We start from the raw sequence: 15958 nt of genomic DNA on the forward strand, positions 1-15958 counted from the left end.
CGTGTCCTTTGCAAAAGGGGTTGATGAACGGCGCGCGGCGCTCAGCGCGGTCGCGTGTCGATCACGCGGCGGGCCTTGCCGGTCTGCGTGCGTTCGATGGAATCGGGGTCGAACACGCGCACCGCCGTCGAGATGCCGACCAGCGTCTTCACGCGTTCCTGCACCCAGGCGGCGATGGCCTTGCGATCGGCTTCGTCGATGGCGGCGTTGCGGTGATCCAGTTCGCAATGCACCTCGACCTCATCGAGCAGGCCGTCGCGGCGCACGTGCACCTGGTAGATGCCCGACAGGCGCTCGTGCGCGAGCACGATTTCTTCCACCTGCGTTGGAAAGACGTTGACGCCGCGGATGATCATCATGTCGTCGCTGCGCCCGACGATCTTGCCCATGCGGCGGAAGGCGCGAGAGGTGGGTGGTAGCAATCGAGTGAGGTCGCGCGTGCGGTAGCGCACGATCGGCATGGCCTCCTTGCTGAGCGAGGTGAAGACCAGTTCGCCTTCTTCGCCGTCGGCCTTCAATTCGCCGGTGTCGGGATCGATGATCTCGGGGTAGAAATGGTCTTCCCAGATGACCGGGCCGTCCTTGCTCTCGACGCATTCGCTGGCCACGCCCGGGCCCATCACTTCGGAGAGGCCGTAGATGTCGACCGCATCGATGCCGGCCTTGCCCTCGATGTCGCGGCGCATCGCTTCGGTCCAGGGCTCGGCGCCGAAGATGCCGATCTTGAGCGAGCTGTCTTTCGCATCGAGGCCCTGGCGTTCGAACTGCTCGATGATCACCTGCATGTAGCTGGGCGTGACCATGATGATGTCGGGCTTGAAGTCCTGGATCAGCTGAACTTGCTTCTCGGTCTGGCCGCCCGACATCGGGATGACCGTGCAGCCCGCGCGCTCGGCGCCGTAGTGCGCACCAAGGCCGCCTGTGAAAAGTCCGTAGCCATAGGCCACGTGGACCATGTCACCGGCCCGCCCACCTGCTGCCCGAATCGAGCGCGCGACGAGATTGGCCCAGGTGTCGATGTCCTTCAGCGTGTAGCCCACCACGGTCGGCTTGCCGGTGGTGCCCGACGACGCATGGATGCGCGCAACCTGCGTGCGCGGCACGGCGAACATGCCGAAGGGATAGTTGTCGCGCAGGTCGCTCTTCACCGTGAACGGAAACTTCGACAGGTCGGCGAGCGTCTTCAGGTCTTCCGGATGCACGCCCTTGGCATCGAAGGCCTTGCGGTAGTGCGCCACGTTGTCGTATGCGCGCTGCAGCGTGGCGCGCAGGCGCCGGATCTGCAGCGCGGTGATTTCGTCGCGGCTCGCGGTTTCGATGGGTTCGAGCTCGCCGGGCGCGGGGTGTCTGGCTGTCATGGGCTTGTCTCCTCAGGCGGCAACGGCGGGGCGGCCCTTGGCGGTGTAGGAGCGGCCGCGAAAGATCGCGATGCGCTCGCCGCGCTGGTTGGTGATTTCGGCGTCGTACACGCCGGTGCGGCCGGCTTTCGAAACCTCGAAGCAGCGCGCGGTGAGCACGTCGTCTTCGCGCGCCGGCGCAATGAAGTCGATCGAGAAGCCCGAGGCGACCGTCAGTTCGTTGTACGAGTTGCAGGCAAAAGCAAAGGTGGAATCGGCCAGCGTGGCCATGAAGCCGCCGTGGCAGATGGCGTGGCCGTTGAGCATGTCGGTGCGCACGCGCATCTCGAGCGTGGCCTGGCCCGGTGCGATCTCGACGATGCGCATGCCGAGGCCCTTGCTCGCGTTGTCGTTCGCGAACATGCCGTCGCGGACGTACTCGGCGGTTTGCTGCGGGGTGCGGGTGGTGTCATTCATGGCTCAGCGGTCCTTGAACACCGGCGCGCGCTTGGCGCGGAAGGCTTCGACGCCCTCGCGGTAGTCGTTGGCGTTGCCCATCTCGCGTTGGAGGCGGGCTTCTTCGGCAAGTGCGGCATCGAGGTTCATGTCCTGCGACGCGGCCATCGCTTGGCGCGTGGCAACGAGGGCGCGGGTCGGCATGCCAGCCAGTTTCGATGCGAGTGCGGCGACCGTCTCGGCCAGTGCCGCGTCTTCCACGCATTGCCAGATCAGGCCGATGCGCGCGGCTTCTTCGGCCGGCAGCTTGTCGCCCAGCATCGCGATGCCCAGCGCGCGCGCCGAGCCCACGAGCCGCGGCAGCAGCCACGTGCCGCCTGTGTCGGGCACGAGGCCGATCTTGGTGAATGCCTGGATGAAGCTGGCCGAATGCGCGGCTACGACAAGGTCGCAACACAGCGCGATGTTGGCGCCGGCTCCGGCAGCAACGCCGTTGACGGCTGCGATCACGGGCATCGGCATCGAGCGCAGGCGCGCCACCAGCGGGGCGTAGTAAGTGGAGATGACATGGCCCAGGTCCTTGGGCGCGGCACCGGGTGTGGAGTCGGGTGCGACCGCAGGGTCGGCGAGGTCCTGCCCGGCGCAGAAGCCGCGACCAGCACCTGTAAGCACGACGCAGCGCACCTTCTCGTCACGCGCGGCAAGGTCGAGCGCGGCCATCAGCTCGGCATGCAATTCCGTCGTGAAGCTGTTGAGCGCCGCGGGGCGGTTAAGGCTCAACGTGCGCACGGCGCCGGCATCGCTGGCGAGAACTAAAGGTTCTGGCATGGGCTTGTCTCTCATCCTTGAAATGGGGTGAATCGGCCCTCAAACACTATTGACCGACCGTCCGGTAGATTTTAAGATCGTCTTCCATGACGGCACAAGCGGGTTAAGTCGGGGCAAACCCTGAGCCCGCATTCAAGGAGACCGACCGAATGCCCAGCTACTCCATCGATGGGGTGATTCCCGTCGTCGACCCGACGGCCTACGTGCATCCCAGCGCCGTCTTGATCGGCGACGTGATCGTCGGCCCCGGCTGCTACGTGGGCCCCTGCGCGAGCCTCCGCGGTGACTTCGGCCGCATCGTGCTGGAGGAAGGCTCCAACGTGCAGGACCACTGCTGCATTCACGGCTTTCCCGACCAGGACACGGTGGTCGAGGTCAACGGCCACATCGGCCATGGCGCGATCCTGCACAGCTGCGTCGTGCGGCGCGATGCGCTGGTGGGCATGAATGCGGTGGTGATGGACGAGGCCGAGATTGGCGAGCAGGCGATCGTCGCGGCCTGCGCCTTCGTCCCGGCCGGCATGAAGGTGCCGGCGCGCTCGCTGGTGGCGGGCATTCCCGCCAAGGTGAAGAAGATGCTGAGCGACGAGGAAATTGCCTGGAAACTCGAAGGCACCCAGACCTACCAGGCGCTGACCGAGCGCAGCCTCGCGAGCCTGCGCGAGGTAGCGCCGCTGGAGCAGCTGGAACCGGGGCGTCCTCGCCTGCCCGCGACCGATGTGCGCTCGCTGATTGCGACGCGGCGCGGCTAGCCGGCGCGCTTCATGCAAGATCGAGGGTTGCCCGCAACTGCCTGTCAAGGAAGAAAGAAGACCCGATGCCGCGTGGAAGATCCGCCACCTACGACGACCAGCGTGAACTGATCCTCGCGCAGGCCGCCCAGCTGTTCGCGCGCCGCGGCTATCCAGCCACCTCGATGAACCAGGTGGCCGAGGCCTGCAACCTCTCGAAGGCCACGCTCTATCACTACTACCGGGACAAGAGCAGCCTCCTCATCAGCATCGCCGAGACGCACGTGTCTCGGCTGGCCGCGCTGGTGGCCGAGGAAGAGGCCTCGACCCACACCGACGAAGAGCGGCTGCGCCGCTTCATCTACCGCATCGTCGAGGAATATGCGGGTGCGCAGGACGCGCACCGCGTGCTCACCGACGACGTGCGTTTTCTGGAAGAAGCAGACCGCGAGCGCGTGCTCGACCAGGAGCGCCAAGTGGTGGCGGGCTTTGCGCGCGCCGTGTCCGCCCTGCGCCCGGGCGCGCCGAGCGACGACCTCGCCAAGCCGCTGACCATGCTGCTGTTCGGCATGATCAACTGGATGTTCACCTGGATGAAGCCCGGCGGCCGGCTCGACCATGCGTCGATTGCGCCGATCGTGGCCGACCTGTTCCTGGGCGGTATCGGCGCGGTGAAGGCACCTGCGCCCCGCGCCGATTCGGCGCCGCCGGCAAACCAGCCGGACGCGGTCAAAGGATCCGGTTGAACCAGAGCAGCGACAGCCCCGCCGACAGCAGCGTGAGAATGGCCGCGCCGAGCGCGAAGAGCGCCGAGACCTCGGTTTCCTTTTTCTCCACCGTGAGCCGCGAGCTCAGCGTTTCGTACACCTTCTTCAGGTCGGCGGCGGTGCCGGCGTAGAAGTATTCGGCCTGCGTCTTGTTGGCCACGGCCTTGAGCGTTTCCTCGTCGAGCCGCACGCGCATCGACCAGCCTTCGAAGCCGATGGTCTCGCCATCGACCGTGCCCACGCCCACCGTGTAGATGCGCACGCCGCGGTCCGCCGCGGCCTTGGCGGCATCGAGCGGATCAACGCCCGTGGTGCGCTGGCCGTCGGTCAGCATGATGATGGCGGCCGAGGTGTAGGAGCCCGGCGCCACCGGCGTGAACTCCTTGGCCTGCTTCTCCGTCTGGTCGATGGGCGTGCCGCGCTGGCGGCTCGGTGCGCTGAACTGCGAGACGTCGATGCCCGCGTCGGGGAACAGGGTGGCGAGCGACACCACGATCGCGTTGCCCGTGGCCGTGGCGCGCTGCAGCTGGAAGCTGTCGATGGCGGTGATCAGGTCGTCGTGGTTGGTGGTGGGCAACTGCGCCACCTGCGCGCTGCCCGCGAAGGCGACGATGCCCACTTTCACGTGCCGCGGCAGGTCCTTGATGAAGGTCTTGGCCGCTTCCTGGGCTGCGACCAGGCGGTTGGGCAGCACGTCGGCCGCGCGCATGCTTCCGGAAACGTCCATCGCGAGGATGATGGTCTGCTGATTCGAAGGCAGCATCACCACGGCCATCGGCCGCGCGGCCGCCACCAGCATGGCGGCCATGGCCAGGAGGAACAGGAAGGGCGGGACATGCCGCCGGATGCTCTGGCCGGCGCCCATGGCCTCGCGCACGATCGAGAGGCTCGCATAGCGCACTGCCAGCTTCTTCTTGCGGCGGATCAGCCAGATGTAGAGCAACACCAGGAGCGGCAGTGCCGCCAGCAACCAAAGGAATTGAGGCCAGAGAAAAGTCATGCTGCCACCGCCTTCACTCCGCTGATGCCGATGCGCGTGCGGCGCTTGCGCATGTCGGCAAAACGAACGATGGCTTCCACCAGGTCGTCACTGGTCGAAAGCTCGAGCGCGTCGACCCCCGCCCTTGCGAGTGAAGCGCGCAGCGTTGCTTCACGCTCGGCCGCCAGGCGTGCAAAGCGTTTGCGAAAGCCCGCATCGTGGGTGTCGACCCAGAGCTGCTCGCCGGTTTCGGCGTCGCGCAGCGGCACCAGGCCGAGATCGGGCAGGTCGAGTTCAAGCGGATCGAACAGGCGCACAGCAATGACTTCATGCCGCTGCACCAGTTGGCCGAGCGGGCGTTCCCAGCCGGGCTCGCTCAGGAAGTCGGACACCACGAAGACGGTGGAGCGGCGCGGCATGAGCGTGCCAGCGGACTTCAGCAGGTCAGCCAGCCGCGTCATGCCTTTTTGCGTGGGCGCGGCCTCGAACTTGTCGGCGCGGCGCTCCATGGCGTGCAGCAGGTGCAGCACGTGCCGGCGGCCGCTGCGCGGCGGAATCACCGCTTCAAGGTCGGTGCCGTAGACGAGCGCGCCGACCCGGTTGCCATGGCGCGTGAGCAGGCGCGCAAGCACGCCGACGAAGCCGGCCGAGATCTCGCGCTTGGCCTTCTTGCCGGAACCGAAATCGACCGAGCGGCTCAGGTCGAGCACGAACCATGCGGACATCTCGCGGTCCTCGGTGAAGACGCGCACGTGAGGCGTCTGCAGCCGCGCGGTCACGTTCCAGTCGATGTGGCGCACGTCGTCGTGGTGCTGGTATTCGCGCAGGTCGGCCAGGTCGAGCCCGGTGCCGCGCATCAGCGTGCGGTAGTCGCCTTGCAGCAGGCCGTCCAGGCGGCGGATCACCGTCCATTCGAGCCGGCGCAGCGCGCGTTCAGCACCGCCGGCTTCAGCATTGAGCCGTTCGTCATTGGCGGCCGCGGGGGCCTTACGCCACCAGCTTTTCATGTTCGAGCGGTTTTGGGGGAGCGGGGACGGCTTTCATGATCTTCTCGATCAGGCTGTCGGGTGTGAGCCCCTCGGACAAGCCTTCGTAGGAAAGCGTCACGCGATGGCGCAGCACGTCGGGCACCAGCGCCGTCATGTCTTCGGGCAGGGCGTAGCTTCGGCCGCGCAGCAGCGCGAGGGCGCGCGCGCCCTCGGTGAGGCTGATGCTCGCGCGCGGGCTGGCGCCGAAAGTGATGAAGCGGCGCATGTCCTTCAGACCGTGCTTGTCAGGCGTGCGCGTGGCGGAGACCAGCTTCACGGCGTACTGGATGAGCGAGGGATCGACGTACACGCGCCGTGCCTCGGCCTGCAACTCTGCGAGCTGTTCGGTGGTCGCGACCGGGCTGGCGCCGACTGGCGGTCCGATCACGCGCTGGACGATGACGAACTCTTCCTCGTCGCTCGGGTAGTCGACCAGCACCTTCATCATGAAGCGGTCGACCTGTGCCTCGGGCAGGGGATAGGTACCCTCGGTCTCGATGGGGTTCTGCGTGGCCATGACCAGGAAAGGCCGCGGCACCCTGTGCGTTTCGCCGGCAATGGTGACCTGGCGCTCCTGCATCACCTCGAGCAGCGCGCTCTGCACCTTGGCCGGCGCGCGGTTGATTTCGTCCGCTAGCAGCAGGTTGGCGAACACCGGCCCAAGCGAAGTGCTGAACTCGCCGGTCTTCTGGTTGTAGATGCGCGTACCGACCAGGTCGGCCGGCACCAGGTCTGGCGTGAACTGGATGCGCTTGAACTGGCCGCGAACGGTGTCGGCCAGCGTCTTGACGGTGAGCGTTTTCGCGAGGCCCGGCACGCCTTCGACCAGCAGATGCCCGCCCGCGAGCATGGCGACCATCACGCGCTCCAGGAAGCGGTCCTGGCCCACCACCACCCGCTTGACCTCGTAGAGGATCTGCTCCATCAGCTCGGCCGTGGCGGAAGACGTGGAAAAAGGGGTCTCGGTGCTCATGCGATGGTCTTTCTGGATAAACGATCGAAGGGCGGGGCGGTTCTAGAACGGCGGCGAACCGGCGGCCGAGGCCGCGTTTTCAATCGGCACTGCAAATCCGATGCCAATGAAGGTACGCTGCTGCGTCGGGTTCAGGATGGCGGTGACGATGCCGAGCACCTCGCCGTCCATATTGATCAGCGGGCCGCCCGAATTGCCGGGGTTGGCCGCCGCGTCGAACTGGATCAGGTTGCCGAGCTCCTGCTTGCCCTCGGGCGAGCGGAATGAGCGCTTGAGGCCCGACACCACCCCGGCCGATACCGAGGGCCCGATGCCGAACGGAAAGCCGACGGCGGCCACCTGGTCGCCGGGCTGCAGGTCGGCGGTCGAGCGCATCACCGCGGGAATGAGGTCGTCGGGAATCTTCTGGGCCTGCAGCACCGCGAGGTCGTTCTCGGGCTGCACGCCGGTGATGGTGGCGACGGCTTCGAGTCCGTCGGCGAACGTCACCTTGATGGTCTCGGCACCGGCCACGACATGCAGGTTGGTGAGGATCACGCCCTTGTCGACGATGACCACCCCGGTGCCCACGCCGCGCTCGACTTCGCCCGGCGGTGCGTCGGCTTCGGGCGGCTTGCCCTTGGCCAGGTTGCGCCCGCGCTTCTGGATCTTGGCTTCGGGCGTGGCTTTCTCGGGGCCATAGCCGACCACGCGTACGACGGAGGGCCGCACGATTTCGGCGGCCTTTGCGGCCGGTGAGGGCAGCGTGTGGGTCTGCAGCGTGCGCAGCACGGCCGCGTCGATGTCCTTCTGCGTGAGCGCCTTCGCGTTGTGCCGGGGCCACCACGTGGCGCCGCCGGCAGCGAGTGCGGCGCTGAGCGCCACCGTGAACGCAAAACTGCGCCGTCCCGGCTGCCAGCCGGCCTTGGCGGGTTTTGCGGAAACGGGGGAGTCTGGAGAGGCGGGCGGCGCGCCGTTGCCTGCGCCCTCGGGCGTTGGCACGGCAGCCGGGTCGGCCGTGGAGTCAGCCGCTTGCGGCTGCGTGCCGGGCGAACGGCTGTACAAAGCGGGCCTGCGCATCGGGACACCTCCGGCAAGGGATGACGGGTGATCAGGGAGTCACAGTAGCACGCTTTCTTCTGCCTTGCATCCCTTCGGGCATCATCTCGCCATGGCTGCATTCGTCGATACCCACTGCCACCTCGATGCGCCCGAATTCGGTGCAGAGATGCCGGTCATCCGTGCACGGGCTGCCGAGCGGGGCGTGGCACTGTGTGTCATTCCTGCCGTGGCCGTCTTCAACTTTGCCACGGTGCGCGAACTGGCGCGGATGCAAGGCGATGCGTACGCCCTCGGCATCCACCCGCTGTGCACCAGCGACGCGCAAGAGTCGGATCTGGAAACGCTGGACGCCGAACTCGCCGCGCGCCGCGACGATCCCCGGCTGGTCGCGGTCGGCGAGATCGGGCTCGACTACTTCGTGCCGGGGCTCGACAGCGACAAGCAAGAGCACTTTTTTCACACTCAGTTGCAACTCGCGCGCAAATACGATCTGCCGGTGCTCATCCACGTGCGCCGTTCGGTCGACAAGGTGCTCAAGCATTTGCGGCAGACCGCGGCTGGCCGGCCCTGGCGGGGCATTGCCCATGCATTCAACGGCAGCGAACAGCAGGCCCAGGCCTGCATCGACATCGGCCTGAAGCTGGGCTTCGGCGGCGCCGTGACCTTCGAGCGCGCGTTGCAGCTGCGGCGGCTGGCCGCCAGGCTGCCGCTCGAATCCATGGTGATGGAAACCGATGCGCCGGACATCCAGCCGCACTGGATCTACCGCACGCAGGCACAGCGCGCGGCCGGCCAGCCGCAGGGCCGCAACGAACCCGGCGAACTGCCGCGCATCGCCGAAGTGGTGGCGAATTTGCGCGGCATCGGAGTCGACGAGTTGGCCCTGGCCACCACCGCGAATGCGCTTGAAGCGCTGCCGGCGCTCCAAAGTCTTCTCCCCTTGTCGGAAGCCAGGCCGCACCGCGCGTAGGCCGATGTCTCGTCTTGCGGTTGCGCAAGCGGGGCGTGCTTTTTTACTGTCATCCTTGGTGTTCGAAGTGGCGTTGCTTGATCAGTGGCAACTCCGTCACTCCAACACTTCATCCAAAAGGAGTCTTCACATGAGCAGATCTTTCATTCGCACCGTGCCCGTTGTCCTCGCCCTCGCGCTGGCCTCCATCGGCGTTACTGCCGTGGCGCAAACCGCGGCGCCCGCAACTGCGGAACCCACCACCACTGAAAAGGTGAAGGAAGCCGGCAAGGACGCGGTCGATGCGACCAAGACCACGACCAAGAAGGCCGTGGCCGCCACGGAACGCGGCACCAAGAAGGCCTGGGACGCGACCAAGCGCACCACCAAGAAGGCCACCCACGCTACCAAGAACGTGGCCGTCAAGACCGGCGACGCTGTTGAAACGGCCGGCCACAAGACCGCCGACGGCATGCGCAGCACCGGCAAGGCCATCGGCGAAAAGGTGCCCGGCACCGCCGAAAATGAAGCCGCCAAGAAATAATCGGCTTTCGCCTTCAGCACAAACCCGCTTCGGCGGGTTTTTTCATGGGTGATCGACAGTGCCAAGATAGCGCGTATTCATGAAACCACCAGCCGCATCCGAAACCGGCAACGCAGTGCTGACGGGCCTTGCCCCCGTCGTCTCGCCCGCGACCGTCGTATTGATCCTCGGCAGCTTCCCGGGCGTCCGCTCGCTCGAGCTGCAGCAGTACTATGCGCATCCGCAAAATCAGTTCTGGAAAATCTTGCAAGCCGCTTGGCCCCACCACCCGCTCCCGATGGGCGCAGACAGCTATCCCCAAAAGAAAAAGTGGCTGCTCGACCGCGGCCTGGGCGTGTGGGACGTGTATGGCGCCTGCGAGCGCGAGGGCAGCCTCGACTCCGCCATTCGCGCACCCGTGGCCAACGACATCGCGGGGCTGCACCTGCCGCGGCTGGCGGCCATTGCGCACAACGGCGGCGAAAGCTTCAAGCATGCGCGCCACACGCGCACCCTGGGCGTGCCGGTCTACCAGCTGCCTTCCACCAGCCCCGCCAACGCGTCGTGGAGCTTCGAGCGCAAGCTCGCAGCCTGGCGTGAGGTCTTTGTCGCCCACCACCTTCTTTGATGGCCACGAGCAAAACTCCCGTTCTTCCCGAAGTCAATTTTTCCGACTGGGGCGACATCCGCTACCTGCATCTCGGCACCGAATGGGTCCAGGGTTCCATGAAGCTCGATGCGCCTTTCGAGATCGAGCTCGAATACGTGCAGCGCATGATGGCCTGGCTGCTGTTCGCCGACCCCAAGAGCGTGGCAAACCGCCATGCGATGCAGCTAGGCCTTGGCGCGGCCACGCTCACCAAGTTCTGCCGCAAGACCCTGCGCATGCGCACCACCGCGGTGGAACTGAATCCGCAGGTGGTGTCGGCCTGCCGCGGCTGGTTCAAGCTGCCGGCCGACGACCCGAAGCTGCGCGTGGTCATTGCCGATGCGGCGCTCGAGATCCGCAAGCCCGAATGGCATGGCACGGTCGACGCACTGCAGGTCGACCTGTACGACCATGAAGCCGCCGCGCCGGTGCTCGACAGCGAAGGTTTCTACGCCGATTGCCGCGCGTTGCTCACCGAAGACGGCTGCATGACGGTCAACCTCTTCGGCCGCTCGTCGAGCTACGAGCGCAGCCTGGACAAAATCGCCGGCGCGTTCGGGCCCGATGCGGTCTGGGCCTTCAAGCCGACGCGCGAAGGCAACACGGTGGTGCTGGCACAGCGCACGCCGAGCCGGCCGAAGCGTGAAGCCCTTGCCGAGCGCGCCCAAACGATCCAGACTCGATGGGGCCTGCCCGCGCCTAAATGGCTGCGTGTCTTCAAACCGCTGAATCCCACTCTCACCCGACCCTCCGGCCCATGAGCGCTGTTCCCGCCGTTTCCGCCCCCGCCCCGCTGGCCCCGCGCCATGAAGGCCCGCTCGACCTGCGCCGCCTGATCGAATGGCTCGCCACCGATGGCGTGATCTCCCCGGTGGAAGCCAAGCGCACCATTGCGCGCTGCGCCCAGGCCCAGAGCCGGCAGGCGCCGCTGGTGCGGCTCGCCAACGTGGCGATGACCCGCGAAAGCGATGGCAAGCCGCTCGATCTCGAAATGCTCACGCAGTGGCTTGCCGTGCGTGCGGGGCTCACCTACCTGCGCATCGATCCGCTCAAGGTCGATGTGGGCAAGGTGGCCGACACCATGAGCGCAGCCTATGCCGAGCGCCACAAGGTGCTGCCGGTGCAGGTGCTGCCCAATGAAGTGGTGGTGGCCACCGCCGAGCCATTTCTCACCGACTGGATCGCCGAAGTGGAGCGCCAGTCGCGCCGCACGGTGCGCCGCGTGGTCGCCAACCCGACCGACATCCAGCGCTACACGGCCGAGTTCTTTGCGCTTGCGAAGTCGGTGCGCGCCGCGCAGAAGGCCGGCGGCAACACCGGCGGTGCGAGCTTCGAACAGCTGGTCGAACTGGGCAAGAGCACCAAGCAGCTCGACGCCAACGACCAGAGCGTGGTGCAGGTGGTCGACTGGCTCTGGCAATACGCGTTCGACCAGCGCGCGAGCGACATCCACCTGGAGCCGCGCCGCGAGCAGGGCGTGATCCGCTTCCGCATCGACGGCATCCTGCACCCCGCCTACCAGATGCCCATGGGCGTGATGAACGCGATGGTGTCGCGCATCAAGCTGCTGGGCCGCATGGACGTGGTCGAGAAGCGGCGTCCGCTCGACGGCCGCATCAAGACCCGCAACATGCGCGGCGATGAGGTCGAGATGCGCCTGTCCACCTTGCCGACCGCGTTCGGCGAGAAGATGGTGATGCGGATCTTCGATCCCGACACGGCCGTGAAGGACCTGGACGCGCTCGGTTTCGCGCAGCACGATGCGCATCGCTGGGAGCAGCTCGTCACGCGGCCCAACGGCATCATCCTGGTGACCGGGCCCACGGGTTCGGGCAAGACCACCACGCTGTATTCCACGCTCAAGCGCGTGGCGACCGAAGAAGTCAACGTGAGCACGGTGGAAGACCCGATCGAAATGATCGAGCCCTCGTTCAACCAGACGCAGGTGCAGCCGCAGCTCGACTTTGGCTTTACCGAAGGCCTGCGCGCGCTGATGCGGCAGGACCCCGACATCATCATGGTGGGCGAAATCCGCGACCTTGCCACGGCCGAGATGGCGGTGCAGGCCGCGCTCACCGGGCACCTGGTGTTCAGCACGCTGCACACCAACGACGCGCCGAGCGCCATCACGCGGCTGATGGAACTCGGCGTGCCTTCGTACCTCATCAATGCCGTGATGCTCGGCGTGCTGGCCCAGCGGCTGGTGCGCACGCTGTGCCCCAACTGCAAGCAGCCCGACGACACGGTCACGCGCGAGAAGCTCGAGACCATCGTCAAGCCATGGCAGATCACCGGCTCGGTGCGCGCCTACAAGCCCGTGGGCTGCGTCGATTGCCGCATGACCGGGTACATGGGCCGCATGGGCCTGTACGAGCTGCTCAGCATCACCGAAGATTTCAAGGCCCAGGTCACCAAGGAACCGAACCTCGCAGGGCTGCGCCGGCAAGCGGTGATCGACGGCATGCGGCCCCTGCGCCTGGCCGGCGCGTTGCGCGTGGCCGAAGGCGTCACCACCATCGAGGAAGTGTTGAGCGCGACACCCCCGCTCGAGTGAGGGCTCATGGCCCGAGCCCTGGGGGTTATCCCTAGCCTTTCGGTTAGTGGAATCCACATCGAGCTGACCACCAGCTGACTCGACAATCTCGCATCGAAATTTGTTCGAGGAGACTGTTCGTGAAAATCAAGAGTCAGAAAGACTTTTTCTCGGGACTGATGTTTACGGTCGTAGGAACGGCGTTCGCATGGGGCGCCACCACCTACAGCGTAGGCAGCGGCGCCCGCATGGGGCCGGGTTATTTCCCGTTGATGCTGGGCATCCTGATGGCCGTCATCGGCCTGGGAATCATGTTCAGCGGCCTGACCGTTGAAACCGCCGACGGCGAAAAGATCGGCAAGTGGGCCTGGAAGCAGGTGGTGTTCATCCTGGGCGCCAACCTCGCATTCGGCATCTTGCTGGGAGGCCTGCCAAGCATCGGAGTGCCAGCCATGGGAATGATCATCGCGATCTACGCGCTCGTGATCATCTCGAGCCTCGCGGGCCACGAGTTCAAGCTGCCAAGCGTGCTGGTCCTGGCCACCGTGCTGGCGGCCGGCAGCTATGTGGCCTTCATCTGGGCGCTCAAGCTGCAGATCCAGGTCTGGCCGACCTTCATCACCGGTTGAGAAAGCGCGCAAATGGAATTGTTTGAACACCTCTCGATGGGTTTTGGCGTTGCCTTTACCTTCACCAACCTGCTGTACTGCCTGGTCGGCTGTATTTTGGGCACGCTGATCGGCGTGCTGCCGGGCATCGGTCCGGTTGCGACCATCGCAATGCTGCTGCCCGCCACGTATGCGCTGCCGCCCGTGTCGGCGCTGATCATGCTGGCCGGCATCTACTACGGCGCGCAGTACGGCGGCTCCACCACCGCGATCCTGGTGAACCTGCCGGGCGAATCGTCCTCGGTGGTGACCGTGATTGACGGCTACCAGATGGCGCGCAAGGGCCGCGCAGGCCCGGCGCTCGCCGCAGCCGGCCTGGGCTCGTTCTTCGCGGGCTGCGTGGGTACGCTGATCCTGGCGGCCTTTGCACCGCCGCTCACCGAGCTGGCCTTCAAGTTCGGCCCGGCCGAGTATTTCTCGCTGATGATCCTGGGCCTGATCGGCGCCGTGGTGCTGGCTTCGGGCTCGCTGCTCAAGGCCATCGGCATGATCGTGCTGGGCCTCCTGATGGGCCTGGTCGGCACCGACGTGAACTCCGGCGTGGCGCGCTACAGTTTCGACATTCCTGAGCTGACCGACGGCATCGGCTTCGTGGCCATTGCCATGGGTGTGTTCGGCTACGGCGAAATCATTGCCAACCTCTCGCGCCCCGATGACGAGCGCGAAGTGTTCACTGCCAAGGTCTCGGGCCTGTTCCCGACCAAGGACGACTTCAAGCGCATGATCCCCGCGGTGCTGCGCGGCACGGCACTGGGCTCTGCCCTGGGCATCCTGCCCGGCGGCGGCGCGCTGCTGGCGGCTTTCGCGGCCTACACCATCGAGAAGAAGACCAAGCTTCAGCCGGGCGAAGTGCCCTTCGGCAAGGGCAACATCCGCGGCGTGGCGGCTCCCGAGTCGGCCAACAACGCCGGCGCGCAGACCTCCTTCATTCCGCTGCTGACGCTGGGCATTCCGCCCAACGCCGTGATGGCGCTGATGGTGGGCGCAATGACCATCCACAACATCCAGCCGGGCCCGCAGGTGATGACCAGCAACCCCGAGCTGTTCTGGGGCCTGATTGCCTCGATGTGGCTGGGCAATGCGATGCTGATCATCCTGAACCTGCCGCTCATCGGCATGTGGATCAAGCTCCTTTCGGTGCCCTACAAGTACCTGTTCCCGGCCATCGTGCTGTTCTGTGCCATTGGCGTCTACTCGACCAACAACAACACCTTCGACATCTGGATGGTGGGCATCTTCGGCCTGGTGGGCTATTCCTTCTTCAAGCTGGGATGCGAGCCTGCGCCGCTGCTGCTGGGCTTCATCCTCGGGCCGATGATGGAAGAGAACCTGCGGCGTTCGTTGCTGCTGTCGCGTGGCGACTGGAGCGTGTTCGTCACGCGTCCGATCTCCGCCAGCCTGCTGGCCGCCGCGGCGCTGCTGCTGGTGATCGTGCTGCTGCCGGCCGTCAAATCGAAGCGTGAAGAAGCCTTCGTCGAAGTTGACTGAGCCCTCGCGAACCCTAGCTAACAAACGGCGCCTTCGGGCGCCGTTTGTTTTTCAGGGCTTTGCAGCGCGTGGCGGGCTCATGTGCTGCCGTGCCATCGCGAGGAAAGCCATCGCCGCCGGGCTGAGGGGATGCTTGGCCAGGCGGATGGCGACCACCGGGTACTCGAGCACCGGGCGTGTCACGGCCACGGCGCGCAGGTTGCCGGGCATCAACACCTCGACGTAGCGCGGCAGCAGTGCCACGCCCGCACCCGCCTGGATGAGTCCGAACGCCGTCGACAGCATCGACACGTGATGCACCACGCGCGGATAGACGTTGGCCACGCTCGAGAGCTGGCGGCTGACGGAGCGCCACACATTGGCATCGGGATTGACGTGGATGAAGGGCAACGCCTCCAGGTGCCTGGCATCGACCACCACGCGCTGCGCGAGCGGATGGTCGTCGCGCACGAACAGGGCCATGCGTTCGGAGAAAAGAGGTTCGGTCGCCAGTTCGGAGTGCTTCTGGCCGATGTCGGAGCCAAAGCCCAGGTCGGCCTCCTGCGAGAGGATGCGCGAGATCATCTGCTCCGCCGTGCTGTCGAGCAGCGTGGTGGCGAGCGTGGGGTGCTTGCGCGAAAAGCGACCGAGCATCGGCGGCAGCAGGGCGCCCGCCGTGAGGTGGCCCACCGCCAGCACCACCCGCCCTTCGCGCAGCTGCGATTGCGAGCGGCAGGCATCCACGGATTCATCGATGAGCCGCAGCGCACGCACGGCCGTCTCGACCATCACCTGGCCCGCGCTCGTCAAGCGAATGCGGCGGCCCCGCACCACCAGCGGCTGCCCGAGCTCTTCTTCCATGCGCTTTACCAGGTGGCTGATGGCGGGCTGGGTCAGCTGCAGGGTTTCCGCCGCGAGCGTGAAGCTGCCCGATTCAGCAACGGCCGCGAGCGCCCGCAGCTGTTGCAGAGAGATTTCTTCCGTGGCGTTTCTTGTCATAAACAGCGCTCATAGTTGAATAAGCGGAAT

General features: G+C 66.1%; 17 protein-coding genes. 9 read left to right on the top strand and 8 right to left on the bottom strand.

Going from position 1 to position 15958, the window contains the following annotated elements; all coding sequences use genetic code 11:
• Positions 1-41: 41 nt before the first annotated feature.
• From paaK to BLR24_RS20045, 3 genes are read right to left on the bottom strand one after another with little or no spacing between them, the layout of a single operon-like run.
• The gene (paaK, locus tag BLR24_RS20035) at positions 42-1358 is read right to left on the bottom strand and encodes a phenylacetate--CoA ligase PaaK (protein WP_093020067.1); all 1317 of its coding nucleotides are present in this window, start codon (positions 1356-1358) and stop codon (positions 42-44) included.
• Between the two features lie 12 nt (positions 1359-1370).
• Positions 1371-1814, bottom strand: coding sequence for a hydroxyphenylacetyl-CoA thioesterase PaaI (paaI, locus tag BLR24_RS20040; RefSeq protein WP_093020069.1), 444 nt, complete (start codon positions 1812-1814; stop codon positions 1371-1373).
• A gap of 3 nt (positions 1815-1817) precedes the next feature.
• The gene (locus BLR24_RS20045) at positions 1818-2621 is read right to left on the bottom strand and encodes an enoyl-CoA hydratase-related protein (RefSeq protein ID WP_093020071.1); all 804 of its coding nucleotides are present in this window, start codon (positions 2619-2621) and stop codon (positions 1818-1820) included.
• Between the two features lie 149 nt (positions 2622-2770).
• On the opposite strand from BLR24_RS20045, the gene BLR24_RS20050 reads away from it, so the two are divergent.
• Entirely contained in the window at positions 2771-3373 is a 603-nt protein-coding gene (locus tag BLR24_RS20050; RefSeq protein WP_093020073.1) for a phenylacetic acid degradation protein PaaY, read from the top strand.
• Between the two features lie 65 nt (positions 3374-3438).
• The gene (locus BLR24_RS20055) at positions 3439-4098 is read left to right on the top strand and encodes a TetR/AcrR family transcriptional regulator (protein WP_093020075.1); all 660 of its coding nucleotides are present in this window, start codon (positions 3439-3441) and stop codon (positions 4096-4098) included.
• Here the strand turns inward: BLR24_RS20055 and BLR24_RS20060 are convergent.
• From BLR24_RS20060 to BLR24_RS20075, 4 genes are read right to left on the bottom strand one after another with little or no spacing between them, the layout of a single operon-like run.
• Entirely contained in the window at positions 4082-5119 is a 1038-nt protein-coding gene (locus BLR24_RS20060) for a VWA domain-containing protein (RefSeq protein ID WP_093020077.1), read from the bottom strand. The two genes, BLR24_RS20055 and BLR24_RS20060, sit on opposite strands and share 17 nt — an antisense overlap.
• Positions 5116-6105, bottom strand: coding sequence for a DUF58 domain-containing protein (locus BLR24_RS20065; RefSeq protein WP_093020079.1), 990 nt, complete (start codon positions 6103-6105; stop codon positions 5116-5118). The genes BLR24_RS20060 and BLR24_RS20065 overlap by 4 nt, the downstream gene beginning before the upstream one ends.
• The gene (locus BLR24_RS20070) at positions 6086-7099 is read right to left on the bottom strand and encodes an AAA family ATPase (protein ID WP_093020081.1); all 1014 of its coding nucleotides are present in this window, start codon (positions 7097-7099) and stop codon (positions 6086-6088) included. The genes BLR24_RS20065 and BLR24_RS20070 overlap by 20 nt, the downstream gene beginning before the upstream one ends.
• A 42-nt stretch (positions 7100-7141) precedes the next feature.
• Entirely contained in the window at positions 7142-8158 is a 1017-nt protein-coding gene (locus tag BLR24_RS20075; protein ID WP_093020083.1) for a S1C family serine protease, read from the bottom strand.
• A 91-nt stretch (positions 8159-8249) separates the two neighbouring features.
• On the opposite strand from BLR24_RS20075, the gene BLR24_RS20080 reads away from it, so the two are divergent.
• The 7 genes from BLR24_RS20080 (at position 8250) to BLR24_RS20110 (ending at position 14950) form a co-directional block, all read left to right on the top strand.
• Positions 8250-9110 carry a TatD family hydrolase gene (locus BLR24_RS20080; protein WP_093020085.1) on the top strand — a complete coding sequence of 287 codons (861 nt, stop codon included), beginning with the start codon at positions 8250-8252 and terminating at the stop codon, positions 9108-9110.
• Between the two features lie 130 nt (positions 9111-9240).
• The gene (locus BLR24_RS20085; protein ID WP_093020087.1) at positions 9241-9633 is read left to right on the top strand and encodes a hypothetical protein; all 393 of its coding nucleotides are present in this window, start codon (positions 9241-9243) and stop codon (positions 9631-9633) included.
• A gap of 79 nt (positions 9634-9712) precedes the next feature.
• Positions 9713-10240: a DNA-deoxyinosine glycosylase gene (locus tag BLR24_RS20090; RefSeq protein WP_093020089.1), complete on the top strand. Its 528-nt coding sequence runs from the start codon at positions 9713-9715 to the stop codon at positions 10238-10240.
• Positions 10240-11022, top strand: a complete 783-nt coding sequence (locus BLR24_RS20095; RefSeq protein ID WP_093020091.1) for a class I SAM-dependent methyltransferase — start codon at positions 10240-10242, stop codon at positions 11020-11022. The genes BLR24_RS20090 and BLR24_RS20095 overlap by 1 nt, the downstream gene beginning before the upstream one ends.
• Complete coding sequence (locus BLR24_RS20100) at positions 11019-12815, top strand: type IV pilus assembly ATPase TfpB (RefSeq protein WP_093020093.1); 1797 nt, start codon at positions 11019-11021, stop codon at positions 12813-12815. Before BLR24_RS20095 ends, BLR24_RS20100 begins: the two co-directional genes overlap by 4 nt.
• Before the next feature lie 119 nt (positions 12816-12934).
• Positions 12935-13423, top strand: a complete 489-nt coding sequence (locus BLR24_RS20105) for a tripartite tricarboxylate transporter TctB family protein (protein ID WP_093020095.1) — start codon at positions 12935-12937, stop codon at positions 13421-13423.
• 12 nt (positions 13424-13435) lie between these two features.
• Complete coding sequence (locus tag BLR24_RS20110; protein ID WP_093020097.1) at positions 13436-14950, top strand: tripartite tricarboxylate transporter permease; 1515 nt, start codon at positions 13436-13438, stop codon at positions 14948-14950.
• 51 nt (positions 14951-15001) lie between these two features.
• Here the strand turns inward: BLR24_RS20110 and BLR24_RS20115 are convergent, their stop codons facing one another.
• Entirely contained in the window at positions 15002-15928 is a 927-nt protein-coding gene (locus tag BLR24_RS20115) for a LysR family transcriptional regulator (RefSeq protein ID WP_093020099.1), read from the bottom strand.
• Between the last annotated feature and the right edge of the window lie 30 nt (positions 15929-15958).

The organism is Variovorax sp. OV700 (assembly GCF_900099805.1).
Classification (GTDB): Bacteria; Pseudomonadota; Gammaproteobacteria; order Burkholderiales; family Burkholderiaceae_C; genus Variovorax.

Coding starts and splice junctions, on each gene's coding strand:
- paaK (WP_093020067.1), bottom strand. CDS start 1,358: ATGACAGCCAGACACCCCGCGCCCGGCGAGCTCGAACCCATCGAAACC.
- paaI (WP_093020069.1), bottom strand. CDS start 1,814: ATGAATGACACCACCCGCACCCCGCAGCAAACCGCCGAGTACGTCCGC.
- BLR24_RS20045 (WP_093020071.1), bottom strand. CDS start 2,621: ATGCCAGAACCTTTAGTTCTCGCCAGCGATGCCGGCGCCGTGCGCACG.
- BLR24_RS20050 (WP_093020073.1), top strand. CDS start 2,771: ATGCCCAGCTACTCCATCGATGGGGTGATTCCCGTCGTCGACCCGACG.
- BLR24_RS20055 (WP_093020075.1), top strand. CDS start 3,439: ATGCCGCGTGGAAGATCCGCCACCTACGACGACCAGCGTGAACTGATC.
- BLR24_RS20060 (WP_093020077.1), bottom strand. CDS start 5,119: ATGACTTTTCTCTGGCCTCAATTCCTTTGGTTGCTGGCGGCACTGCCG.
- BLR24_RS20065 (WP_093020079.1), bottom strand. CDS start 6,105: ATGAAAAGCTGGTGGCGTAAGGCCCCCGCGGCCGCCAATGACGAACGG.
- BLR24_RS20070 (WP_093020081.1), bottom strand. CDS start 7,099: ATGAGCACCGAGACCCCTTTTTCCACGTCTTCCGCCACGGCCGAGCTG.
- BLR24_RS20075 (WP_093020083.1), bottom strand. CDS start 8,158: ATGCGCAGGCCCGCTTTGTACAGCCGTTCGCCCGGCACGCAGCCGCAA.
- BLR24_RS20080 (WP_093020085.1), top strand. CDS start 8,250: ATGGCTGCATTCGTCGATACCCACTGCCACCTCGATGCGCCCGAATTC.
- BLR24_RS20085 (WP_093020087.1), top strand. CDS start 9,241: ATGAGCAGATCTTTCATTCGCACCGTGCCCGTTGTCCTCGCCCTCGCG.
- BLR24_RS20090 (WP_093020089.1), top strand. CDS start 9,713: ATGAAACCACCAGCCGCATCCGAAACCGGCAACGCAGTGCTGACGGGC.
- BLR24_RS20095 (WP_093020091.1), top strand. CDS start 10,240: ATGGCCACGAGCAAAACTCCCGTTCTTCCCGAAGTCAATTTTTCCGAC.
- BLR24_RS20100 (WP_093020093.1), top strand. CDS start 11,019: ATGAGCGCTGTTCCCGCCGTTTCCGCCCCCGCCCCGCTGGCCCCGCGC.
- BLR24_RS20110 (WP_093020097.1), top strand. CDS start 13,436: ATGGAATTGTTTGAACACCTCTCGATGGGTTTTGGCGTTGCCTTTACC.
- BLR24_RS20115 (WP_093020099.1), bottom strand. CDS start 15,928: ATGACAAGAAACGCCACGGAAGAAATCTCTCTGCAACAGCTGCGGGCG.